At 43.4% G+C, this 19,149-nt stretch carries 19 protein-coding genes; 8 read left to right on the forward strand and 11 right to left on the reverse strand.

The genetic code is table 11. The features are described from left to right. Window positions 1-269: 269 nt before the first annotated feature. From P3L47_RS21480 to P3L47_RS21500, 5 genes are all read left to right on the forward strand, one after another. Complete coding sequence (locus tag P3L47_RS21480; RefSeq protein WP_075558338.1) at window positions 270-779, forward strand: DUF4494 domain-containing protein; 510 nt, start codon at window positions 270-272, stop codon at window positions 777-779. After that, the gene (locus P3L47_RS21485; protein WP_277782073.1) at window positions 776-1,444 is read left to right on the forward strand and encodes a YggS family pyridoxal phosphate-dependent enzyme; all 669 of its coding nucleotides are present in this window, start codon (window positions 776-778) and stop codon (window positions 1,442-1,444) included. Before P3L47_RS21480 ends, P3L47_RS21485 begins: the two co-directional genes overlap by 4 nt. 22 nt (window positions 1,445-1,466) lie before the next feature. Continuing rightward, on the forward strand, window positions 1,467-2,444 hold the full coding sequence (locus tag P3L47_RS21490) for a dihydroorotate dehydrogenase-like protein (protein WP_075558340.1): 978 nt from the start codon (window positions 1,467-1,469) through the stop codon (window positions 2,442-2,444). A 157-nt stretch (window positions 2,445-2,601) separates the two neighbouring features. After that, window positions 2,602-2,967: a MarR family winged helix-turn-helix transcriptional regulator gene (locus P3L47_RS21495; protein ID WP_122363484.1), complete on the forward strand. Its 366-nt coding sequence runs from the start codon at window positions 2,602-2,604 to the stop codon at window positions 2,965-2,967. 65 nt (window positions 2,968-3,032) lie between these two features. Then, complete coding sequence (locus tag P3L47_RS21500; protein ID WP_277782074.1) at window positions 3,033-5,489, forward strand: CoA-disulfide reductase; 2,457 nt, start codon at window positions 3,033-3,035, stop codon at window positions 5,487-5,489. Window positions 5,490-5,567: 78 nt separating this feature from the next. Here P3L47_RS21500 and P3L47_RS21505 read toward each other — a convergent pair whose 3' ends face one another. From P3L47_RS21505 to P3L47_RS21525, 5 genes are all read right to left on the reverse strand, one after another. Continuing rightward, the gene (locus P3L47_RS21505) at window positions 5,568-6,863 is read right to left on the reverse strand and encodes a DUF3472 domain-containing protein (protein ID WP_277782075.1); all 1,296 of its coding nucleotides are present in this window, start codon (window positions 6,861-6,863) and stop codon (window positions 5,568-5,570) included. A gap of 97 nt (window positions 6,864-6,960) precedes the next feature. Continuing rightward, entirely contained in the window at window positions 6,961-8,235 is a 1,275-nt protein-coding gene (gene serS, locus P3L47_RS21510) for a serine--tRNA ligase (protein WP_277782076.1), read from the reverse strand. Window positions 8,236-8,327: 92 nt separating this feature from the next. Beyond that, window positions 8,328-8,861, reverse strand: coding sequence for a C40 family peptidase (locus P3L47_RS21515; protein ID WP_277782077.1), 534 nt, complete (start codon window positions 8,859-8,861; stop codon window positions 8,328-8,330). Window positions 8,862-9,054: 193 nt separating this feature from the next. Then, the gene (locus tag P3L47_RS21520) at window positions 9,055-11,436 is read right to left on the reverse strand and encodes an ABC transporter permease (protein ID WP_277782078.1); all 2,382 of its coding nucleotides are present in this window, start codon (window positions 11,434-11,436) and stop codon (window positions 9,055-9,057) included. A 13-nt stretch (window positions 11,437-11,449) separates the two neighbouring features. Beyond that, entirely contained in the window at window positions 11,450-12,148 is a 699-nt protein-coding gene (locus P3L47_RS21525; RefSeq protein WP_277782079.1) for an ABC transporter ATP-binding protein, read from the reverse strand. A 213-nt stretch (window positions 12,149-12,361) separates the two neighbouring features. Between P3L47_RS21525 and P3L47_RS21530 the strand changes: the two genes are divergently transcribed. Together P3L47_RS21530 and P3L47_RS21535 are read left to right on the forward strand one after the other, a co-directional pair. Then, a complete protein-coding gene (locus P3L47_RS21530) occupies window positions 12,362-13,714 on the forward strand; it encodes a sigma-54-dependent transcriptional regulator (protein WP_277782080.1) in 1,353 nt (450 codons plus the stop codon). Further along, window positions 13,711-14,934: a sensor histidine kinase gene (locus P3L47_RS21535; protein WP_277782081.1), complete on the forward strand. Its 1,224-nt coding sequence runs from the start codon at window positions 13,711-13,713 to the stop codon at window positions 14,932-14,934. The genes P3L47_RS21530 and P3L47_RS21535 overlap by 4 nt, the downstream gene beginning before the upstream one ends. A gap of 77 nt (window positions 14,935-15,011) precedes the next feature. Here P3L47_RS21535 and rpmA read toward each other — a convergent pair whose 3' ends face one another. Both rpmA and rplU read right to left on the reverse strand, forming a co-directional pair. Further along, window positions 15,012-15,278, reverse strand: a complete 267-nt coding sequence (gene rpmA / locus P3L47_RS21540) for a 50S ribosomal protein L27 (RefSeq protein WP_075558364.1) — start codon at window positions 15,276-15,278, stop codon at window positions 15,012-15,014. A gap of 22 nt (window positions 15,279-15,300) precedes the next feature. Beyond that, window positions 15,301-15,618, reverse strand: a complete 318-nt coding sequence (gene rplU, locus P3L47_RS21545; RefSeq protein WP_007657805.1) for a 50S ribosomal protein L21 — start codon at window positions 15,616-15,618, stop codon at window positions 15,301-15,303. A gap of 204 nt (window positions 15,619-15,822) precedes the next feature. Here rplU and P3L47_RS21550 point away from each other — a divergent pair, with 204 nt between their 5' ends. Next, window positions 15,823-16,638: an MBL fold metallo-hydrolase gene (locus P3L47_RS21550; RefSeq protein ID WP_277782082.1), complete on the forward strand. Its 816-nt coding sequence runs from the start codon at window positions 15,823-15,825 to the stop codon at window positions 16,636-16,638. Between the two features lie 4 nt (window positions 16,639-16,642). Here the strand turns inward: P3L47_RS21550 and P3L47_RS21555 are convergent, their stop codons facing one another. Genes P3L47_RS21555 through P3L47_RS21570 form a run of 4 tightly spaced genes read right to left on the reverse strand, consistent with a single transcriptional unit; the run spans window position 16,643 to window position 19,072 of the window. After that, window positions 16,643-17,224, reverse strand: a complete 582-nt coding sequence (locus tag P3L47_RS21555) for a Maf-like protein (protein ID WP_277782083.1) — start codon at window positions 17,222-17,224, stop codon at window positions 16,643-16,645. Between the two features lie 15 nt (window positions 17,225-17,239). Continuing rightward, on the reverse strand, window positions 17,240-17,761 hold the full coding sequence (locus P3L47_RS21560; RefSeq protein ID WP_122363502.1) for a KdsC family phosphatase: 522 nt from the start codon (window positions 17,759-17,761) through the stop codon (window positions 17,240-17,242). Then, window positions 17,754-18,521 (reverse strand): Rossmann-like and DUF2520 domain-containing protein, encoded by a 768-nt coding sequence (locus tag P3L47_RS21565; protein ID WP_277782084.1) that lies wholly within the window; start codon window positions 18,519-18,521, stop codon window positions 17,754-17,756. Before P3L47_RS21565 ends, P3L47_RS21560 begins: the two co-directional genes overlap by 8 nt. Then, a complete protein-coding gene (locus P3L47_RS21570; RefSeq protein ID WP_122363504.1) occupies window positions 18,518-19,072 on the reverse strand; it encodes a nitroreductase family protein in 555 nt (184 codons plus the stop codon). Before P3L47_RS21570 ends, P3L47_RS21565 begins: the two co-directional genes overlap by 4 nt. Window positions 19,073-19,149: the final 77 nt, after the last annotated feature.

Here is a 19,149-nt window from a genome sequence, read left to right on the forward strand (position 1 = left end):
AAAAGCCGGAAAAAAGAAATTTCATACTCTTTTCCGGCTTTTCTATTTCAGATATCTCATCCTATCCTCCCGGACCGGATGAACAACCTCATTACTAATCTAAAAATCTAATACCATGAAAAACACACTATATCATATAAACAAGCCCTTTGCATGAAATGTTTCCAAATAAATAAAGAAATTCATTGCAGTTGTATTATTCCCGAATTGGACCTATATTTGTACTGTATTTTAAACATGAGTACAGACAAAAATTAAAAGAAAACAATATGCATAGTTGGTTTGAATGTAAAGTCTCCTTTGAAAAAGTACTGGAGAACGGAATGCAAAAGAAAGTAACAGAACCTTACCTGGTCGATGCCCTCTCCTTTACGGAAGCAGAAGCACGTATCATCGAAGAAATCCGCCCGTTCATTTCCGGCGAATTTACTGTTACAGACATTAAACGCGCACGCCTCTCTGAATTATTCTTCAACGAAAACGGCGACCGTTTCTACAAGATCAAGGTCTATTTCATCACGCTCGACGAGAAAAGCGGTGCTGAGAAAAAAACAGCAGCACAAATGCTTGCCCAGGCATGCACATTAAAAGAAGCCATCGCTGTATTGGAAGAAGGCATGAAAGGTACAATGGCCGATTACACGATCGCATCGGTTACGGAAACCATGCTGATGGATGTATTCCCATTCTCTGCCAGCGACGACAAAACACCTAAATCAGGAGAAGAACTGATTGCTGAACAGAAGAAACAGGCTGAAGACAAAGCACAGGAAGCATGAGCATCTCCCAAAATATAGTACAGCTAAAGGCATCGTTACCGGCAAACGTCACGCTGGTAGCCGTGTCTAAGTTTCATCCGGCAGCAGCATTGGAGGAAGCCTACAATGCTGGCCAGCGTGTCTTCGGCGAAAGCAGGGCACAGGAGCTGACGGCTAAACAAAAAGTACTACCGGGTGATATAGAATGGCATTTTATCGGTCCGCTGCAAAGCAATAAAGTGAAAGATATCGCACCTTTTATCCATACGATCCATAGCATCGATTCCCTTAAATTATTGCAGGAGGTAAACAAGCAAGCCTTAAAAAACAGCCGTATTATTCGTGTCTTGCTGGAAATACACGTTGCACAGGAAGAAACAAAACACGGACTGTCACCAGACGAATGCCGCGAACTTTTGCAAAACGAACAACTCGCCGAACTAAGGAATATTCAGATATGCGGATTGATGGGAATGGCGACCTATACAGATGATACAACGCTCATCGAACAGGAATTTCACACCTTGCATGAACTTTTCAGTGAATTAAAATCTATATATTTCAAAGGAAATGATAATTTTGCAGTGTTATCCATGGGAATGAGCCACGATTATCCGATTGCCATTCGTCAGGGTAGCACTATGATACGGGTTGGAACCAGTATTTTCGGCGAACGCGAGTACTAATTACATTAAAATTGAATCTGACATGATTGACATTAAAACCCAATACGCGGGACTAACACTTCGCAATCCTTTAATTGTAGGAAGTTCAGGTTTGACAAATAATCCTGAGCGAAACAAGGAATTCGAAAAAGCCGGTGCCGGAGCCATTGTTCTCAAATCTCTTTTTGAGGAACAAATCGAAATGCAGAGCGATTCGCTTATGCAGGACTCCGATTATCCGGAGGCCGCTGACTATATCCGCGGTTATGTAAAAGCAAACCAGGTAAACAACTACCTGGAACTGATCAAAAAGACTAAAGAACAGTGTACCATTCCTATCATTGCCAGCATCAACTGTTACAAGTCTGATGTATGGATTGATTTTGCCCGCCAGATAGAGTTGGCAGGAGCAGACGCTCTAGAACTGAATGTATTCTTCCTTGAAACGAGTTTGGAATACAACCCCGACGAGATACGCGACCTCTACGTCAATATCATCCGGAAAGTAAAGGAAACGATTTCAATACCTGTTATTATAAAGATCGGGAAAAATGTCGGAAATATCCCGGCACTGGTCAACACATTAAAGGTAAACGGAGCAGACGGTATCGTTATGTTCAACCGTTTCTACCAGCCGGATATCGACATTAATAATATGCAGATAGTATCCGGCAATGTGTTCAGCAACCACTCCGACCTAAGTGATACGATCCGTTGGACCGCAATTGTATCCGGAAAGGTACCCGGAATAAGCATTGCTTCTTCTACCGGTATTCATGACTGGGAAGACGTGATCAAATGCCTGTTGGCAGGAGCTTCAGCCGTACAGATGTGCAGCGCATTATATACACATGGCGGTGAAATCATTTCACAGGTACTTACCTGCATAGAAGAATGGATGCACCAGGCACACTATCAAAGCCTGTCACAATTCCAGGGTAAACTGAACTATGCCAACATTCCTAATCCGGCAATGTACGAGCGTTCACAGTTTATGAAATACTTCTCAAACAGAGACTAAATTCATCTTATAAAATAAAAATGGACAAGGTTGTGAAGCCTTGTCCATTTTTTTATCCCTTGATCATAGTCAAAAGCATTTTTAAAATATATTTTCCACTAAACACTATTTATATCTGAAATATTATTATATTTGCACCATCATTAAAGAAAACAAGATGGAAGCAATTTGCGTAATAAAGGACATCTATAAAACATTGTACCAATTTGAGAAAGCATTCTCGGAGGTACATGAGATCACAATCAATGAAGCCATGCTGCTTTGCTGCCTGAAAGACAACCAGGCAAAATCAGCCGGTACGATTTGTGATTATATCGGTTTATCGAATTCACGAGTATCCAAGGTTATTACTTCCGTCGAAAACAAAGGATTCATCCACCGTGCAATCAGTAAGGAAGATAAGCGGCAGATGTTCTTCTCTCTTACCCCGAAAGGCAAAGAGAAAGTTCAACAGATGATGAATGCCGAATTGCGTTTCGACAGTCTGTTCGATAAATTGCAGCAATGCATGAAAAAAGGGTAAAACCTTTTTTTATCAATATGTTTTCCATTGACAAATATGTATAATAAAAATAATATATCTACAACATGAAATACTTAATAGTTGGAGGAGTTGCCGGTGGAGCTACCGTAGCAGCCCGTTTACGCAGAATCGATGAAAATGCAGAAATAATCCTGTTCGAACGAGGCAAATATGTCTCTTATGCCAATTGCGGACTACCTTATTACATTGGCGGAACTATTACTGAGCGCAACAAACTGTTCGTACAGACAGCGCAGGGATTTACCGCCCGTTTTAATATAGATATTCGTACCGAGCAGGAAGTCACAGCCATCCATCCGAAAGAAAAGACTGTTGAAATAAGAGAACTCAATACAGCTCGGACATACATTGAAAATTATGACAAATTAATTCTTTCTCCCGGAGCGGAACCGCTTCGTCCCGGCATCGAAGGGATCAATAGCGATAAGATATTCACATTACGTAATGTACCCGATACAGACACAATCAAAAAGTACGTCAGCCGGAATAATCCGCGCCATGCAGTAGTAGTGGGCGGCGGATTTATCGGATTGGAAATGGCAGAAAACCTGCATCATCTAGGCATCCGGGTAGCGGTCGTTGAGATGGCAAACCAAGTCATGGCTCCGTTGGATTATTCCATGGCTGCCATTGTACATCAGCAATTAATAGAAAAACAGGTGGACCTCCGCCTGGAAGATGGTGTATCTCGTTTCGAAGAAATACCTGAAGGGATCATCGTTCATCTGCGTAGCGGAAAACAGATTACAACCGACCTGGTATTACTCAGTATCGGAGTTCGTCCTGAAACCAGGTTGGCAAAAGAAGCCGGATTATCCCTGGGATCATTAGGAGGCATTGCCATAAACGACTACATGCAAACTTCCGATCCGGACATCTACGCCTTGGGAGACGCCGTTGAAGTACTCAATCCGGTAACAGGAAAACCAGCCCTGATCCCACTTGCCGGGCCGGCCAACAAACAGGGACGCATCGTTGCCGACAATATCGTGTTCGGTAACCGAGAAACTTACAAGGGAACTATCGGAACCTCTATTGCAAAGGTATTCGACCTGACAGTTGCTGCTGCCGGAGCCAATGCCAAGTTGTTAAAACGCGAAGGTATCCCCTATCAGTCGTCGTATACACATTCGGCATCACATGCCGGTTATTATCCGGGAGCAGTCCCGATGTCTATCAAAATATTATTCTCACCGGATAACGGACAGCTACTAGGCGCACAGGTTGTCGGATTCGACGGAGTGGACAAACGGATCGAAATGCTTGAACAGGTTATACAACGCAAAGGGACAATCTACGACCTGACCGAACTTGAGCAAGCCTATGCTCCCCCCTATTCATCGGCAAAAGATCCGGTAAATATGGCCGGATATGTGGCAGAAAACATTCTTACTAAAAAGGTAGAGGTTATAAATTGGCGTAAAATAAGCCAACTGAATAGCGACACCATCCTGGTAGACGTACGCACGGCCGACGAATATTCTTTGGGATCTATTCCGGGTGCAATCAATATTCCGGTCGACGAACTCCGCAACCGCCTGTCGGAATTGCCTAAAGATAAACCGATCGTGGTGACCTGTGCCGTTGGTCTGCGCGGATACCTGGCTTATCGCATTCTGGTTCAGCATGGCTATAAAGATGTAAAGAACCTGTCGGGTGGTTATAAAACATGGAGCATCGCAACCGCTAAACCTGTTTTAAAACAGACCGAAAGTAATCAACAAACAACAAAACCGGAAGAACCGTCTGCTGTAACCTCCGCTCGCCCTGCTTCACAGAAGACCGTACAGATCGATGCCTGCGGCCTGCAATGCCCCGGCCCGGTCATGCAATTGAAAAAGCATTATGCCGAAATAAATACAGGCGATCGTTTGCTGATCACAGCTACCGACCAGGGTTTCGGCAAAGACGTAGGAGCCTGGTGTAACATGACAGGGGCACAATTGGTGAGTGTCGAGAATAAATCAGGTATCATTCACGCCACAATCGAAAAAGCAGAACCCAAAAGTTCCTGCAAAATGGTAAACGGGGCCGACAATAAAACACTGATCGTATTCAGCGACGACCTGGATAAAGCGCTGGCCTCCTTCGTCATCGCCAACGGAGCGGCCTCTACCGGTAAGAAAGTGACCATGTTCTTTACCTTCTGGGGATTAAACGTAATCAAGAAAAGACAGAAACCGGCCGTATCGAAAGATATCTTCGGAAAAATGTTCGGCTGGATGCTTCCTGCCCACAGCGGTAAACTGAAGCTATCGAAGATGAACATGGGAGGTGCCGGAAGTTGGATGATGCGTCTGATCATGAAGAAAAAACATATCGACAGCCTGGAAAGCCTGATCGCACAGGCCGCCGAAAACGGTGTCGAAATGATTGCCTGCACCATGAGTATGGATGTGATGGGCGTCAAGGAAGAAGAACTGATGGATAATGTTACACTGGGCGGTGTTGCCACTTACCTGGAACGCGCAGAAGATGCCAATGTTAACCTATTCATCTAAACGCGGTTAACTACAAAAAAAAGAATGCACCCTTTTCGAAAAGAGGGTGCATCCTTTTTTTAAAGAGGTCGTATGCTTTTACTTTAAAGGCAACGTCGTTACGTCGACTTCAGGAGCCACTCCATTCGGCTGGCGCGTAAAAACTGATTTAAAATCCGTATTATCATTAAAGAAACCGCCGTTACGAAGGAAGAACATATTATCAGCCACACCACCGGCATAGTCCTGACGAACACCGGCCCGGGCGGTTGCATCATAAGTAAACATCCCTTCCGTAAGTTCCTTCCATTCACCTTTAGCCGTACGAGCCCACTGATTGCCGAAACGTACGCTACGTTCCAGATAGCCTTGCCCCGGAATAAAGTTTTCAAGGAAAGAATGCGCCCCGGTATACCAGGCATTTGTTTGCGGGCGAAGGAAACCTGCTATCAATCGCCACTGATTCTCCTCGGGAGCAAAAAACCAGGCATAATAAGCGGTATTCCCTTTTCCGTCCGGATGGACACGTGTAATCACACGATAAGTTTGCCCGGCTTTCCAGGGATAAATCAAATAACTTTGACCACCCGAGCCTTCATTGCCGAACTCTCCGATATGTACATCTTTCCCCTGAGCCAGTAACTTGATACGATGATCTTCCGGGATAGCTTTCGGATCATCCGTTTCGAACGGGCTCCAGACAGAAAACAAAATACGTCGTTCCGTATCGCTATTCGCCTGGATACCACAATATCCTTCACCAAAGCCATTAGTCATGAAATAACTGCCGATCTTATCTTCCCCTTCGGGAACGGTTATTTCGTTGTAGAAATATTCAACCGGCTCTTCCGGCAATGTGTATTTCATGTGTACCGAAGGCCCGCGCATACCCCAATAAGGTTCAAAGTCCCGGATAAAATAAAGAGGTTCCTGAGCAGCCGGCCCGTCTATCAACAGTTCGGAAATACCGGCAAACTGAGCACCTTCCTTCTCCTCCCCTTGTAAATCCACACGAACATAACCCGGTTCCGCAAGCAATACGCTACCCACCGGAACAATCGTTTCTTCCGCTTCTGTGATCTTTACTGTAAAACTTTTCCCACCGAAAGTAACTTTCACAACCGACGGACCATCCGTAGCAGTAGCCTTCAGGAACAATTTCAATTCTCCGGCCTGGCTAACCTTAAACCACGACGAAAGAACAGCATCAGAGCCTGTCCACGACTTGATGCCTGCGGTAGAAACCTTCGCACCCTCTTTTCCGGCAGTCACATACGTATTACCACCTAACGGAACAGCAACTGCTTCTGCAGACAGTTCCAACTTCTTACCCTGGCAGCTGCACATCATCCATACAGCCATACCCAGTAAAATAACTTGTTTGATCTTCTTCATTGTCTATTTCTTAGATTTAAAGCAAAACGGGACGGAAGTAAACCTATTACTCTCCGTCCCGTTTCCTGTTATTTCCTCCGCAGCTAATCTACGAATATTATTTGATCATATCAAATCCTGTGTAAGGTATTAACGCTTTCGGAATGCGGATACCTTCAGGAGTCTGGTTGTTTTCAAGCAAAGCAGCCACAATACGCGGTAAGGCCAAAGCACTACCGTTCAAAGTGTGACACAGCTGAGTCTTTTTATTTTCATCGCGATAACGACATTTCAAACGGTTTGCCTGGTAAGTGTCGAAGTTGGATACAGAACTTACTTCCAACCAACGCTTCTGAGCTTCTGAATAAACTTCGAAGTCAAAGCAAAGAGCCGCCGTAAAGCTCATGTCCCCACCGCACAGACGAAGAATACGATACGGAAGTTCCAGCTTCTGAAGCAGGCCTTCCACGTGATCTAACATCTCCTGGTGTGACTGTTTTGAATGTTCCGGCTTGTCGATGCGAACCAGTTCTACCTTGGAAAACTCGTGCAGACGGTTCAGACCGCGTACATCCTTTCCGTAAGAACCTGCTTCACGACGGAAACACTGTGTATAGGCACAGTTCTTAATCGGCAACTGCTTATCATCCAAAATAACATCGCGATAGATATTTGTTACCGGAACTTCGGCTGTCGGTATCAGATAAAGATCATCCACTTCGCAATGATACATCTGTCCTTCCTTGTCAGGAAGCTGACCTGTACCAAAACCGGAAGCGGCATTTACCACTGTCGGCGGCATAATTTCCATATAACCGGACTTGCGGGCTTCATCCAGGAAGAAGTTTATCAGGGCACGCTGCAATTGTGCTCCCTGTCCTTTGTAAACCGGAAAACCGGCACCTGTGATCTTCACACCCAGGTCAAAGTCTATCAAGTCATATTTCTTTGTCAATTCCCAGTGAGGCAGTGCATCTTTCGGCAATTCCGTTTCCATACCGCCCATTTTCTCTACCACATTATCTTCGGCTGCAACACCTTCGGGTACTTCATCATAAGGAACATTCGGAATGGTGTAAAGCAAGTTCTGCATTTCTTCCGACGCCTGATCCATTTCAGCCTGGATACCCTTGCTGACTTCCTTGATTTCGGCAACACGCTTTTTAGTAGCCTCAGCTTCTTCCTTTTTGCCCTCTTTCATCAGGCCACCGATAGCTTTCGACAGCGAGTTTACCTCTGCCAGGTTATTATCTAATTGATTCTGTGTACTACGTCTTTTATCGTTTAGCTCGATCACTTTAGCGATAGCTTCTTTAGCATCCTTAAAGTGTTTCTTCTCCAGACCACGAATTACGCGGTCTGTTTCTTCCGTAATCATTTTAAGCGTCAACATACTTGATCTATGTTTATTATTTTGAAGTGCAAAGATAGTGTAAACCTAATACATAAAAAAGCAACTTCCATTCAGATGTTTACAAAAATATTTTACTTCACCCGTCCGCCTGTTATCCAGGTCCGCGTATAATAAGGCTCACTCAGGCTACTGACCATCACTCCCTTCGAGGTACTGGTATGTATGAACTTTCCGTTTTTCAGATAGATACCGACATGGTTCGGCACTTTTTTCTTCCCGCTACCTGTCCTGAAAAACACCAGATCGCCCTCTTGTAACTTAGAGCGGCTCACCTTCTTACAATTATATTTCAGCATATCGGCCGACGAACGAGCCAATTGTTTTCTATAAACCTCACGGAAAACAATTGCCACAAACCCGGAGCAATCCACTCCCCGCTTTGTGCTTCCTCCCATCCGGTGAGGCGTACCGAGCCATTTCGCCCCTTCATTATAAAGAAAGATATTATCATCGGGAGTGATACGAACACCGTATAAACGCGACAATTCTTTCGGCCCTTTGAAGTCAGCAGGAAGCGCAACACGTTTTTTACTGCCGCAAGATGTCAGTGTCAAAATAAACAACAGTATCCAAAGATGGGATATAATGAAATTTCTACGAGTCATATTTGTTCTCTAATATCTAACAGTCTCATATAATATACAAACCATCTCTTATTATTTAAGAATAGGTTTCATGGACATAATACAAAGATAACAGACTTTTCATATAATTCCAATATTTTTCCTTATCCCTCTTAAGATTCGTTCTTATGTATTTATTTGTTTTTCTATTAGGTTTATTGACCTTCCTGTTATTTTACTCCGTTTTTATCGACTTCACCGGATTAGCAACCGCCGCTTTCAGCGACTGGAAACTAACCGTCAGAAGGGCGATCAGCGTGATAAACAAGGCTACTCCGGCAAAAATATCCCAACCGAGCATAATCCGATAGTCATAATCCTTCAGGTAATGATTGGCTGCATATAAAGAGATCGGAATACCTACCGCAAAGGATATAAGTAAAAGTACCGTATAGGCTTTACCTAACAAGAACAGAATATCGATTATAGTAGCACCTAATACCTTACGTACGCCGATCTCTTTGGTTCGCTGCTCGGCAGAGAAAGCACTCAATCCCAACAGTCCCAGACAAGATATAAAAATAGCCAAAGCCGCAAACAATGCCGACAATTTCTCTATCAGGCGTTCATCACTAAACATACGATCAAAGCGTTCGGTCATAAAGGTCGGCTCAAACGCATGATACGGTGTAAAGGAACGTAATACAGTCTGTATCCGTATTATTGCTTCTACTGCATCGACATCCGGTTTCAGGCGGACAAATAAATAATTAGCTCTTTTAGGATTATAGAAAAACAAAGCAGGCTCCGGTTCCAATGCATAAAGATTTCCAAATACAAAATCTTTCATGATACCCACAATCTCATTTTTGTTACCTTCCGACTGGCCGATCTTCCCTCCTACACGCCCTTCCGGTCCCATTAATTTAGCCAAAGCTTCATTGATCAAAACTCCTGTACCGCCTTTACTATCTTTCTTAGAGGGATCGATATCAACCCCATCGACCAGTTTTATTCCGGCAGCATCGATCAATCCATCCGATACAAAAGTGAAACAGACTGAAACTTCTTCATCCGGATCTTTCCCATTCCAAACCCAGGGATTCGTAGTATAACTTACCTGTAGAAGCGGACTGTCTGCAAATCCGCAACTCTGTACCAAACCGGTATTCTTCAATTCATTCTGCACAGCGGAATAAGAATTACATAATTCTTTTGTGGCAGGAAAGCTAATCATATTCTCTTTTTCCATCCCGATATCACGGTTTTGTGCCAATCGTATCTGCAGAAAGATCACAAAAGTGGTACAGATCAGAATAAATGCCATCGTAAACTGAAAAATAACCAACCCCTGACGTATCCAAGCCGCACTCCCCCCTTTACTCACTTTCTGCATTTTCAGTGTAGTCAGCGGATTGAAAGAAGATAAATACAAGGCAGGATAGCTACCGGCCAGGAAGGTACAGAACAAACCGATCGCCACCAGGCCTATCACAATCGTTGGATTGAGAAGACTAAAAGATAGTTGAGTCTCTATAAGTCCATTGAATAAAGGAAGGGTCAGCCAGATCAACCCAATCGAAATGATAAGAGCTATTGCTGTTATCAAGCCTGACTCTGCCAGAAATTGCCGGATCAGGTATTTACGTTTAGTTCCGAACGTTTTCCGTACCCCAACCTCCAATGCACGCTTTTGAGAACGCGCCGTCGAAAGGTTCATGAAATTAATGCAGGCAATCAAAAGGATCAGTACACCGATCAGAAAGAAAAGAGAAACAGTCTTGATATAACCGCCTCCGGTTTCCACCCCATTTTTAAACTGACCATACAATAATATTTTATCGAGAGGATAGAAAAACATTTGGATAGATTTATAAGTAGGACCGGCCTTTTGGGAAGCCAATACATTCATTTTCTTATTCAACAGGTCTATATCCACACCCGGTTTCAATTCTACATAAGTTTTTAACCAGGAAACACCCCATTCGTCTATATTCAATATTTTTTTCATCGCCTGTGCCTGAACACGAAAAGGTATTACCCATTCAAACTGGAAGGAAGTATTACCGGGCATATCTTCAAATACGCCCGTCACCTGATAGATAGTACCTTCATTAATCAAGCCTTTCCCTATCGGGTTTTCTTTTCCATAAATCTTCCGCGCCATCGAACGACTGAGAATGATCGAATATTGCGATTCAAAAACATAGGATGCATCACCATAAATAAACTTCATACCGATCATATTAAAGAGAGTAGAATCGGCATAAGCTCCTTTTTCTTCAAAAGAATCCGTTGTATTTTCCGGTACAAAAATAAGTGTCTTGTCATTGTATCTCGTACTGTTTTCCACTTCCGGAAACTCGTCATCCAGTGTTTTCGCCAGCGAATTATTTGTTTCAAAAACAGTGACGCAATCTCCCGTAGTTGGATAATAGGTATAAGCTCCGATATACATATTCCGGTAGTTGGGAATAGCCTTATTAAAATTCACCTTACTCTCGACCCAAAGAAAGATAAGCGCTGCCGAAGTAATCCCGATTGCCAGCCCGATGATATTCAAAAAACTATATGTTTTGCTCCGGAAAATAATCCGGATAGATCTTCTTATATTCATTCGTATTACTTTTTTAGTTTGTAGTGTAAGCCAATTCTTTCAGGAAGTTTTCCGTAACCGGTTTTCCATCCAGCATGTGAACGACACGATGACTGTAACGGGCATCATGTTCGCTGTGCGTCACCATAACGACGGTAGTACCCGCATCGTTGAGAGAAGTCAATAGATCCATGATTTCCAGACCATTCTGACTATCCAGATTGCCGGTCGGTTCATCCGCCAGGATCAGTTTCGGGTCATTGACTATGGCGCGGGCAATTGCCACCCGTTGCTGTTGTCCACCGGAAAGTTGTGACGGGAAATAGTTACGGCGGTGATTAAGCAGAACGCTTTTTAAAGCCTTCTCCACTTTCATTTTCCGCAAAGAAGCCTTCATTCCGCAATTCTCCAGGGGTAATTCAATATTCTCAAATACGGTAAGTTCTTCGATCAGGTTGAAACTCTGGAAAACAAACCCTATATTCCCCCGTCGCAAATCGCATCGTTTATTTTCATTCAGGCCGGTCACTTCGACACCATTAAGAAGATAAGAACCCGAAGTCGGATCGTCGAGCAATCCCAGGATATTCAATAAAGTGGATTTACCACATCCCGAAGGCCCCATGATAGCAACAAATTCATGTTCCTTTACATGGAGCGACATACTGTCCAGCGCAATTGTCTCTACTTCATCCGTCCGGTATACTTTTCTCAAATCATTTATTCTAATCATAGTATTATAAGTTATTCAGCATATTACCTATATTCGAAAACAAGCAGCGTACCAAAACATTAACATCCTATCTATTAAAGCATTAGTCTAACACACAAATTTCCAAAGTGTCCATTACCGGACACCTTCTGTATGTCTGTGGACAAAAAACAGAAACAACTTTGGGATTCACCTCATTCTTGATATATTTGCAATCTACTAAAAAGAGTTATTATGAACTTACACCAGGCAAATATACTGATTGTTGATGATGATAAAGACGTTCTGACCGCAGTACGTTTCTTGCTGAAGATGGAAGTAAAAACGATATTGACCGAAACGAATCCTGAAAATATCCATAAGCTGATCATGACCAACGATATCGACATTGTCATGTTAGATATGAATTTCAGAAGTTCCATCAACACGGGCAATGAAGGTATTTTCTGGCTGAAGGAAATAAAGAAATGGAAGCCTGCCCAATCCGTCATCATGATCACCGCCTATGCTGATATCGATCTGGCTATCAAAAGCCTGAAAGAAGGGGCAGCCGACTTTATCGTCAAACCCTGGCATAATGAAAACCTGATAAATATCCTGAGGGAAACGCTTCACAAGCAGACATCTTCCGATGTCAAAGAAAAAATAAATGAAAAGAAAACAGATGTAAAGATTGTAGGAGCTTCGGAAAGTATGCAGCAATTGTTTCATAAATTACAAAAGATCGCACCTACCGATGCCAATATACTAATACTGGGAGAAAACGGGACGGGAAAGGATCTGGTAGCCCGTTATATCTATCAGTTATCCCTGCGCCGGAACTACCCGTATATAAAAGTGGATGTAGGTTCCCTGACAGAAACTCTTTTCGAAAGTGAGCTTTTCGGACATAAAAAAGGAGCCTTTACAGATGCACGCGAAGACCGAACCGGATTGATCGAGGCAGCCGACAAGGGTACACTCTTTCTGGATGAAATAGGTAATATCACTTTACAACAACAGGCCAAACTGCTGACCGTATTACAAAACCGGGAGGTAACACGTCTGGGAGCCAATGCACCGACAGCGGTGGATATCCGTCTGTTATCCGCCACCAATCTACCATTACGGGAACTGGCTAATGAGACACGTTTTCGTAAAGACCTGATCTACCGGATCAATACGGTGGAAATAACGGTGCCCCCTCTCCGTGAGCGGGGTGAAGATATTATCTTGTTGGCAGAACATTTCCTGGAGATGTATGAGAAAAAGTATTTCAAGCAAAAGTTCCGTTTATCCGACTCAGCCAAAAAGAAACTGATGCTGTATCATTACCCGGGAAACGTACGCGAACTGCAATATACCATTGAAAGAGGTGTTATCATGTCAGACAGCAATGTTCTGAAAGCCGAGGATATCACCTTCTCTCCTATGGAACAGCCGGAAGGGAACAATCAGCCGATACCTACCCACAACCTGGAAGATCTGGAAAGAGCCGCTATCGAGCAGGTGATCCAAAAACATAACGGAAACATATCACAGGCGGCCAAAGAACTGGGACTGACCCGGGGAGCTTTATACCGCCGGTTAGAAAAATACGGACTATGACCATCCTGTTATCCACCTTAATCGTCCTGCTCCTTATATATATAATATATGTACGGAGAAAAACAAACCGGGAAATCGACGAGTTTGCCGAGTCGATTCTTTACAAAGACTTTTCCAAAAAATATCCGCGCTTCCAAACCATCACGGATGCATTCCTGAACCTGGCACGTGAAAAAGAAGCCCAGCAACATTATCTGAAAGAAATGTTGGAACTGGTCGACACCGGCATTCTCGCCTACGATATAGAAACCTATGAAACATTATGGATGAACGACGCTTTTACAACGATGCTCAACATTCCTCATATCAAGAATATCAACTGGCTAAAAAAACAGAACGAAGGCTTGTTCAATGAATTGCTCGATATTCCGGTAAACGAAAGTACCCTGCTGACTATCCATGCCCGGAAACAAACCATCAAAACAATGACCAATGCTTCCGTCTTTCAAACAGGAGGAAAAACCTATAAGCTGATAGCTTTCCACAACGTAAGCGCCACAATGGAAGAGGTCGAATCGGGCGCATGGAAAGGATTGCTTAATGTGATGACCCATGAGATAATGAATTCTATCGTACCCGTCTCCTCTCTTTCGGATACGCTCAGAAGGAAGATACATGCACTGAAAGAAACTTCTTCCCCACTGTCGGAACCGGATGTGGAAGATATGGAATTTGCGTTGGACACCATTCACCGGCGGAGTGACGGATTGCTACGTTTTGCCGAGACATATCGTAGTCTAAGCCAGAAGATAGTGCCTGACATGAAATTCTACAACCTCTACGAGCTGTTAAACGCTATTCATTCCCTGATGAACCCGTCTTTGCAGCAGAAAGGGATCGGATTCACTCTTAAAACAGATAATCCGGACGTGACAGCCTATATGGACAGGGATCTGATCGAACAGGTGATAATTAATTTTGTCACCAATGCGACTTATGCCGTAAAAGAAAAGGAGAATCCGGAAATCCATCTTTTTTCCGGCTGTGATAACGAAGGACATCCTTACATCACCGTTGCAGACAATGGATGCGGTATATCCGATACGATACGTGACAAGATATTTATCCCATTCTTCAGTTCTAAAAAGAACGGTAACGGCATCGGACTGAGTATTTCGCGGGAAATCGTCAAACTTCATAACGGAAAGCTGCATGTGCAAAGCCAGGAAGGTGCAGGAAGTGCTTTCACCGTTTTATTCAGCTCCCCAAACAAACATTAGCCTCCTCCCGATGAAACACAAAAAGCGGAACATCCTTTCGGACATTCCGCTTTTCTTATTCTTTCGAGTAAAGCGAATTATGCTTCTGCTACGATTTCCTGAATAGAAACGAAAGATCTGTTTTCTTTACTTCTACGGAAAGTAACAACACCATCTTTCAAAGCGTACAACGTATGATCTTTACCGATACCAACGTTTTCACCCGGATGATGAACTGTACCTCTCTGGCGAACTAAAATGTTACCAGCTTTAGCAACTTCACCACCAAAAAGCTTAACACCTAATCTTTTACTTTGTGATTCACGGCCGTTCTTAGAACTACCCACACCTTTCTTATGTGCCATTTCTTCTTTTCTCCTTTAAACGTTAAGCAACAATTTCTTTAATACTCACTTCAGTGAACTGCTGACGGTGACCGTTCAGTTTACGATAACCTTTTCTTCTCTTCTTGTGGAAGATCAGCACTTTATCACCTTTTACCAGCGGAGACAGTACTTCACATACTACCTTTGCGCCTTCTACGGTAGGAACACCTACTTTAACTTCACCATTGTTGTCAACCAACAATACTTTGTCAAACTCAACAACAGCTCCGCTTTCTGCGTTCTGAATGTGATGAACGAATAATTTCTTTCCTTCTTCAGCTTTGAACTGCTGTCCGTTAATTTCTACGATTACGTACATCTGTCTTTTTATATTTAAACAGGTTATGTCCCGGGGGTGGATACATATTAAGTATCACTTGTTTACCCTCTGCAGAATTTCAGACCGCAAAATTACTGTTTCCGAATATATTATGCAAGGATTACTGGTATTTTTTTATTCTTCCCGAAATATTTATTTATCTTTATCACTAAATTCTATTCAACACATCCAAAATACACTCGTATGAAATACAAAATAACCACTCTGGTAGAAAATTGCGTGTACGGACGCCAACTCCGTGCAGAACATGGCTTGTCGTTATATATAGAAACTCCTGAACACAAAATACTTTTCGATACAGGAGCATCGGATTTGTTCATCCATAATGCAAATGTACTGAATATTGATTTGAAACAAGTAGACTACCTCATCCTTTCGCACGGGCACAGCGACCATACCGGAGGTTTGCAACATTTCATGACACTGAATGAAACAGCAAAAATAGCCTGTAAGAAAGAAATATTATATCCGAAATTTAAAGAAAACAGGGAAAACGGAATCAGGGAAACAGAACTGCCTGAACGTTCCCGCTTCTTATACATAAATAATACAACAGAGCTGGTTCCCGGTCTTTTTATTTTTCCACATATAGAAATCGTCGATCCGGAAGACACGCACTTCGACCGTTTCTATACACGAAAAGCCGAAAGTAAAATTCCCGATATCTTTGAAGATGAACTGGCGATCGCCCTGATAACAAATAATTCTTTTTCCGTCATCAGTGCCTGTTCCCATCGGGGAATCACCAATATGATCCGAACCATACAAAACAGATTTCCGGCTTTATCTCCCGATCTGATTCTGGGAGGTTTTCATATTCATAATGCGGAAACTGAAAAATTCAATGTGATCGCTCACTATTTGGCTGCGAATCCGCCCGAACGAATGGGTACTTGCCATTGTACGGGTGTCGATAAATATGCTCTCTTCCATCAGCAATTCAACGACCGTGTATTCTATAATTATACAGGAAGTGTTATCGGAATAGAAGAGTTATGACAACTTAGAACTTTTTTAATTCCTGGTACAAACGTTGTACGGGTAAGCCCATTACGTTATAAAACGAACCGTTGATGGCTTCCACTCCGACGTATCCGATCCATTCCTGTATACCATAACTGCCAGCCTTGTCGAACGGACGATATTTATCTACATAATAGATAATATCATCATCTTCCAGCTTCGCAAAGCAGACAGCCGAAGCAACAGAAAAAGAAACACTCTTTTCCCTGGTAGTCAAACAAACGCCTGTCACAACTTCATGCACATGGTCAGACAAATAACGTAACATTTCGATCGCCTCTTCACGATTGGCTGGTTTACCCAAAATACGATCGTAAGTGGCAACGATCGTATCAGCCGTGATCAGCAGTTCGTTATCAGTCATTTTCCCCATATATGCTTCCGCTTTCTTACGGGCAATATGCAAAGGGATCTCTTCAGCCGTCAATGTTTCGGGATACGACTCATCGATACCGGGAATGACTTCGACCTCAAAGTTGAGATCCAGCCCGGACAATAATTCTTTTCGGCGGGGTGAGTTTGATCCCAGCACAATACGGTATTTTAGTAGGTTAGTCAACATATGCCTCATTGTTATTTACCATCCGAAGGCTTCCGAGCTCATCCAATGGCCTTGTGCTTTCATTGTTTGTTCTATCACATCGCGGGCAACACCTTCACCCCCGTTACGTAAGGAGATATATTTGGCTATCTGTTTGATTTCCGGCGCTGCATCTGCAGGAGCGACAGGCAATCCAACCAGCTTCATTACATCATAATCCGGAATATCGTCTCCGGCATACATGACCTCTTCAGGCTTTAACCCGGTCTTTTGCAGAAAATCATGGAAGTCATGTATCTTCACGGCACTACGCATATAGATATGTTCAATACCCAGGCGGGAAAAACGGATCTGAACAGCCTCTGTATACCCACCGGTGATGATTCCCACCTGATAGCCTTTCTTTACAGCCAGCTGCAGGGCATAACCGTCTTTAATATTGACGGTACGCATCGGATCACCGTCCGGATGGAGAGGAATCACATCACACGACAACACACCGTCTACATCAAACACAAATGCTTTTATCTTCGTCAGGTCATAATTGATACTACTCATTTTGGGCCTCCTTATGTATGCTTTGGCTAAGAAGCTGATAGATCGCTTTCATATCCGGATCGTCCAGCATAGCCAGATGTTTGTTAATTACATTTTCATCATACCGGATCGCCGGACCGGTTTGAGCAGCTACCGGCGACATGGAATGTATCTTTGCTGCCGTCTCGTCGATAAGCGGCAACAGGACTTCTGCCGGGATGGATTCGTTTTCCAGCAATTTATAAGATAACGTATAAATATGATTGGTAAAATTACAAGCGAACACAGCTGCCAGATGCAGACTCCTACGCTTTTCAGAAGACATGAAACGGACATTCTCTGAAAGGGCACTCGCTATATTCTTCAGATAATCCGCATCTTTTTCCGTATTGGCTTCGATGAAAAACGGGATCACCTCAAAATTCACATTCCGCCCCTTACTGAACGTCTGCAAAGGATAAAGCACCCCGAACCGTCTGGCATATCCTTCAAAAACACTCATAGGCATACTTCCGGCAGTATGAATCCACATTCCGTTATTCGGTTTAACCTTGGAAATCACCTCCTGCAAAGCCGTATCTTTCAATGAAAAAACATACAGGTCCGCATCAGCCTGCAATGCTGACAGATCGTTGGTCCACGGACAACCCAGTTGTGCAGCCAACTGACGGGCGCTCTCTTCCGTATGGCTGTACACCTGTCCTATCTGCATACCGACCCGCTGCATGGCAAGTGACAAACGTGTCGCCAGATTTCCGGCTCCAACAAAAACTATTTTCATGCTTCCTTATTTTCTTCCGGCATTTTAAAACTGTCCAGGTGAATCTTTTCCCACTGCAGATGAGCTTCGTCAAACGGCTTACGCTCCTGGTCCTTATAACCGAAACCGATTATTGAAAGAACCTCCAGCTGATAAGGGATATCAAGCAGATTACGCACATACGTATTGGCATCCGTATCGTCCTCCGTCTGACGGTTACGTATCTGGCACCAGCAACTTCCCAATCCCAAATCTTCTGCCTGAAGCTGCATATAAATGGAAGCAATAGAGGCATCCTCTACCCAAACATCGCTTTCCATCACATTCGCCAGTACCACAACGGCCAGTGCACACCCTTCAAGGAATGAAGAACCTGCCGCCTTGCACCCCGCCAGCTTCTTTAGCATTTCCTTATCCTCCACCACGATAAACTGCCATGGATTCTTACGCTTGGAAGCGGGAGCCATCAAGGCTGCTTTTAAAATCATTTCGACTTGTTCAGGTGAAAGCAACTGGTCGGTAAACTTACGCGTGCTTCTTCTATTCTTGATCAGTGATGCAAAACTCTCCATTTTTATCTTACTTTTGTACTGTTAATTAATCATCTTCATCCTACAGGGAAGATATTTCCGAACAGGACAAAGATAAA

Origin of the sequence: Parabacteroides chongii, assembly GCF_029581355.1 — a bacterium.
Lineage (GTDB): Bacteria > Bacteroidota > Bacteroidia > Bacteroidales > Tannerellaceae > Parabacteroides > Parabacteroides chongii.